Raw genomic sequence first — 4,761 nt, 5'->3', positions numbered from 1 at the left:
CCACAAATCCGACCGCGCCGGCGAGTTGGAGGATTGACTGGAGGAGGGGGCGTGGTAGAAGTAGTGAAAGTGCGCTGAGTCGGTCGGATTGGGTGTGCTTGAACGTTAGTCTAAAAGATGAGCTCTGAGAACGACGAAATCACCGAAGATCTTCCTACGGCAGCGGAACTTTGCGTAACGCGTTCCCTCTACACAGTCTTCAAGCTTTCAAGGGCAGGCGGACATGAATATCAACTTTATCAATTCATCACATCAAACCAACAGATCGACACGTTCTGTCCTTGGTGTGCACAGCCGACGGTCCTCTTGGGCGGCAAGACTGATTTAGAAATGGAAAGCCATCAGTTTGATCTAAGGGATAGGACTTTCGAGAAGCGCTATTTCTGTTCTCGGCATCACGACCATGAGTTTTATTTCTACTTTAGGTTAGAGAAACAAGCTTTATCTAAGGTCGGACAAACCCCGTCAATGGCGGACATTGAGCAAGGGCATATTCAGCACTACCGGCAGGTCTTGGACCGCAGTAACTACCAAGAACTTAATCGAGCTTTGGGATTAGCTTCGCATGGGGTAGGAATCGGCTCATTTGTCTACCTACGCCGCATATTCGAGAGACTGGTAGAAGAAGCACGCGTAGAAGGTTCTAAGAAGAATGGGTGGGACGAGGCAGCTTATCAAAGAGGCCGGATGGATGAGAAAATACTATTGTTGAGAGATTTTCTACCTGAGTTTTTAGTAGAACAACGTGTTCTCTATGGAATAATGAGTAAGGGGGTGCACTCCCTCGATGAGGAGACTTGCTTAGCCCACTTTCCAGTAGTTAGGACAGGAATTGAACTGATTCTCGATCAGAAGTTGGCTCTTGATCAACAGCGCAAGAAGATGGATGAGGCAAAGAAGCAGATAAGTAACGTCCAGATGCAAATCAAGAAAGACTAACAATGCGCAGCACCACAAATCCGACCGCGCTGGCGAGTCGGTGATTGACTGGAGGAGGGAAGGTGGTAGAAGTAGTGAAAGCGCGCTGAGTCGGTCGGATTGGGTGTGCTAGAACGTTCGACTGAAATGAATACTTTTCGCCTTAAGTTCCTCATTATTATACTCCTTGGGTTCTTGCCGAAGGTTTTCGCGCAGGACGAGGCTGTGGTTCTCGGGCCGTCTGATATTTTTGACGCTGTTGTGAAGAAAGTTTACAGCGCCAAGACTGAATTCGGTTCAAGTTATCGTGCCTACGTAATTGATTGGAGAGGTTCGGAAGTTGTCGTGCATGATCTGTTTGGATCTACCACAAACAAGATTGGAGAGACGATCTCTGTAACATTGACCGAGCAGTCATTTCGAGTGCAAGGGGAACTCTATAGTAGAGTGTTTTTTACATGTGCCAAGCCTTCACAGGATGCGCTGGACATCAGTAAACGTGCAGAGAAGGCGTTACAAGATGCTAAAGAACTCTTGGATGAGACAAAGTCTTTTCGAAAGGCTGAAGAAGGAAGATAGCTTGAGGATGGCGCGGATAAATCGTGTCGAACAATGCGCAGCACCACAAATCCGGCCGCGCTGGCGAGTCGGAGGTTGACTGGAGGAGGGAGCGTGGTAGAAGTAGTGAAAGTGCGCTGAGTCGGTCGGATTGGGTGTGCTGAAACGTTCGGCTAAAATGCTCAAGATCCACTCCTTCTTCGTTGTTTGTTCTCTTTTCTTGATGACTCCTTGTCTAGGAGACTTCCGCATACTGCCGCGGGAAGGATTCTGGAAATCGGCCCCATCACTGGAAGAACGAAAGAATGCACCTCAGCTCTCAGCCCTCATTGAGGCTAGCCGATATATAAATGAGAATTTTTCTCTCGAGAAGCTAATCGAAAAATATGAGTTAAAGAGCAAATCGAGTTCTACAACAATCAAGCCGGACGAAGGATTCGTATTTTCGTACCTCTACAATTCACCACCACATTTTGGAGGCGGTCTTTCAAACCCTATTTACGAACAGTACACCTTCGAAATAGACGATGACTGTCGGCTGACGTTTTTCCGGTGGACCCATGACAAGGAGACTTGGTATCCGGCCTCAATTCTTTCATTTCGTTGGGACTCGAAGGAAGACGGAGAGTATCTAAGCACTGAGCCGAAGAAATTAGATTCTTGGGAGAACGCAAAGTTTCAGTTGGCGATAGCGGAGCTCAAGAAAGGGCCGAACAATGCGCAGCACCACAAATCCGACCGCGCTGGCGAGTCGGAGGATTGACTGGAGAGGGGAACGTGGTAGAACTGTGGGAAAGCGCGCTGAATCGGATGGATTGAGTGTGCTAGAACGTTAGCCTAAAATATGTTTACCCACAACGATCTTGAACCTAGCGGAGGGTCTCAAGAGCAAAAGACATTTAATTATCTCTTGGGGGTTACTCGAAAGAAGTTTCGCTCGAATGATGACTTTGCCGAGCGATTTGAGTCTGCTCTACATTCGATTGTAACAGCAGAGGAGCAGTCTGACACTGCGAAAGAGCTCTTTAAGTATTGCTCCTTCCTTCGTAAGGATGTTCTTCCGACAGCTCCTCTCACGGTAACGAACGAATGGAGCCCCTTTGCACTCGCTAATAGTCTCCTTGCGAGCTGCCTCGCGAAGGGTCGGCAACAGAAACAGGATCAGAGTAACGCTGCCTATTCTGTTTGGACTCCCGAGTTGAAGATTGAGAATCAAGCCGTATTATCCAGCAAGAATGGGGAGGTTGTTGCGCAATTTGACCTCCCGAGGAAGGCGAGTGATCTTGATTTTCGGTCTGAGGATGAATATCACTTTTATTGGCTACTGTCGTTGACGATTGAACGAGCAAGGAAGCTACGCCGCAATGTGATTCTTCTTGGATACCCTGGCTACAAGAGCTATAGCGATGAGCTACGACGAATGAAGCCGAACTATCACTTTCTTGAAGCTGGATACCTTTACCCATCAGGTATGCCTCATCCACTTCGATTCAGAAAGGGCTAACAATGCGCAGCACCACAAATCCGACCGCGCTGGCGAGTCGGAGATTGACTGGAGGAGGGAACGTGATAGGATCAGTGTAAGTGCGCTGAGTCGGTCGGATTGGGTGTGCTTGAACGTTCGGCTAAAAATTATGAAGTCTCCTGTCATCGATAGTGTGTTTGGCGAACTGAAGTTCGAGGATGGTTGGGTAGGCAAGAGAAGCATAGAGTTCCCGTGGAATGCCAAAGAAGTGGAAGTCTGGGTGCAGGGAAATGACGAAAACGAAACGATTTTGAGTGAACAGCGGGATGCTTACAGTCATTTTATAGCGAATGAAAAGTCTATCGTAGGGGAGTTCTCCGAAGGGATGTTCCGCCACTACCAGGGAATTTGGCCTGACCTTCAGATGCAATTTGGTGAGTCGGCTTCAGAGTTGGCCCCTAAAATAGAGAGCGTTGTCGAACTCTCGAAGGTGATCAGAGTTGTGGCTCTCGTGTTTCCAATCGTCGTTGAGCGTGGAGAGCGTAAATTCGGATTCTTGGGGGAGTGTAGTTGGGACACTGAGCACGGTTTTGGATTTAGGATGGGTTATAGTATCGGGGGGTCGGATTTACTCACCTAGGATGCCTGTGCCGAACAATGCGCAGCACCACAAATCCGACCGCGCTGGTGGGTCGGAGGCTTGACTGGAGGAGGGCACGTGGTAGACGTAGTGAAAGCGCGCTGAGTCGGTCGGATTGGGTGTGCTCAAACGTTATCCAATGAAAGTATTGCGGACTTTGCATTGTTTTGAATGGCGAGTTCGCGGTGACAAATGCTCTCTGACAACGTTTTGCGTGGTAGGCGAGTTCGGCGTATCGGTTCGGTGGCTGGCAGTGCGCGGCAGGCGAGTTCGCAGTTGATGGTTTCTGTGGTTGGCAGTGGAAAAATTTGGCGAGTTCGAGGTGACGAAGGTTCTACGCGAAGGGTGATTCGGAGTTTTGACGAAGCTTGAGGTCATCGAGTTCGAGGCTTTCTTGCTCTTACCCTTCTGACTTCGGACCGTCTTGGATAACATACCGCAGCACCACAAATCCGACCGCGCTGGCGAGTTTGGAGTTTGATTGGAGGAGGGAAGGTGGTAGAAGTAGTGGAAGCGCGCTGAGTCGGTCGGATTGGGTGTGCTCGAACGTTGTGCTAAAATGATTTCAATTGTGCCGACACGCTTGCATTGGATTGGCGATGATGGCGAAGATGACCCACAAGACTACTGTGCTCATTCGCCAGTAGACTTTCAGGTTGACGGCCGTCAGTTGGTTGGTCCTGACGATGGAGATTGGACTGTGAGTGCTTCAGCCATTCGTCTTCTTAGGAGTGTTTTTTCTAATCACAAGAGCGATTTGACGACCGAGGAGCATGTTTTCCCCTGCTGTGGCCATGGAATCTGGCCGAATAAAAGGGGAGGAGTAACTATTTCCGGTTGTCCAAATGGTGTGGACTTTGCGATCCTGCATCAAGAATCTAAAATCGAATTAACGATGTCAGATGGGCCAGTTCGTGTTTCCTATGATGAATGGCGTACTGCAGTTCTCGATTTTTCCACGGCTGTGAGAGACTTTTATGACCAATCGGAACCAAAGGACTTGTCGCCAGAGATGGAACCGGAAGGGTATATAGCAATGATTAAAGAGTGGGACGAGTTAATCCATAATGCACAACAAACCACTGAGGCCAACTGACAAGTGATTTTTAGGAAAATTGTTCACAGAGTTCGGGGTGGGTTTTTCTAATAGCATCAATGGTTTTCAGGAGCGGGCTTCCTG

The 4,761-nt window shown here is 48.7% G+C and carries 5 protein-coding genes; all 5 read left to right on the top strand.

The genetic code is table 11. From position 1 onward, the window contains the following. The first annotated feature begins 117 nt into the window (after positions 1-117). The 5 genes from IE099_RS20255 (at position 118) to IE099_RS20235 (ending at position 4,677) form a co-directional block, all read left to right on the top strand. Entirely contained in the window at positions 118-939 is an 822-nt protein-coding gene (locus IE099_RS20255; RefSeq protein WP_189574547.1) for a short-chain dehydrogenase, read from the top strand. 126 nt (positions 940-1,065) lie between these two features. Then, positions 1,066-1,497 (top strand): hypothetical protein, encoded by a 432-nt coding sequence (locus IE099_RS20250; protein ID WP_189574544.1) that lies wholly within the window; start codon positions 1,066-1,068, stop codon positions 1,495-1,497. Between the two features lie 157 nt (positions 1,498-1,654). Further along, positions 1,655-2,239: a hypothetical protein gene (locus IE099_RS20245; protein WP_189574542.1), complete on the top strand. Its 585-nt coding sequence runs from the start codon at positions 1,655-1,657 to the stop codon at positions 2,237-2,239. Between the two features lie 871 nt (positions 2,240-3,110). Next, a complete protein-coding gene (locus tag IE099_RS20240) occupies positions 3,111-3,581 on the top strand; it encodes a DUF6985 domain-containing protein (protein WP_189574539.1) in 471 nt (156 codons plus the stop codon). A 559-nt stretch (positions 3,582-4,140) separates the two neighbouring features. Next, positions 4,141-4,677 (top strand): hypothetical protein, encoded by a 537-nt coding sequence (locus IE099_RS20235; RefSeq protein WP_189574536.1) that lies wholly within the window; start codon positions 4,141-4,143, stop codon positions 4,675-4,677. Positions 4,678-4,761: the final 84 nt, after the last annotated feature.

Source organism: Roseibacillus persicicus, assembly GCF_014651675.1.
Classification (GTDB): Bacteria; Verrucomicrobiota; Verrucomicrobiia; order Verrucomicrobiales; family Akkermansiaceae; genus Roseibacillus; species Roseibacillus persicicus.
The sequence above is the reverse complement of the archived record's forward strand: the minus strand, read 5'-3'. Positions and strand labels throughout refer to the sequence as shown.

Coding starts and splice junctions, on each gene's coding strand:
- IE099_RS20245 (WP_189574542.1), top strand. CDS start 1,655: ATGCTCAAGATCCACTCCTTCTTCGTTGTTTGTTCTCTTTTCTTGATG.
- IE099_RS20235 (WP_189574536.1), top strand. CDS start 4,141: ATGATTTCAATTGTGCCGACACGCTTGCATTGGATTGGCGATGATGGC.
- IE099_RS20250 (WP_189574544.1), top strand. CDS start 1,066: ATGAATACTTTTCGCCTTAAGTTCCTCATTATTATACTCCTTGGGTTC.
- IE099_RS20255 (WP_189574547.1), top strand. CDS start 118: ATGAGCTCTGAGAACGACGAAATCACCGAAGATCTTCCTACGGCAGCG.
- IE099_RS20240 (WP_189574539.1), top strand. CDS start 3,111: ATGAAGTCTCCTGTCATCGATAGTGTGTTTGGCGAACTGAAGTTCGAG.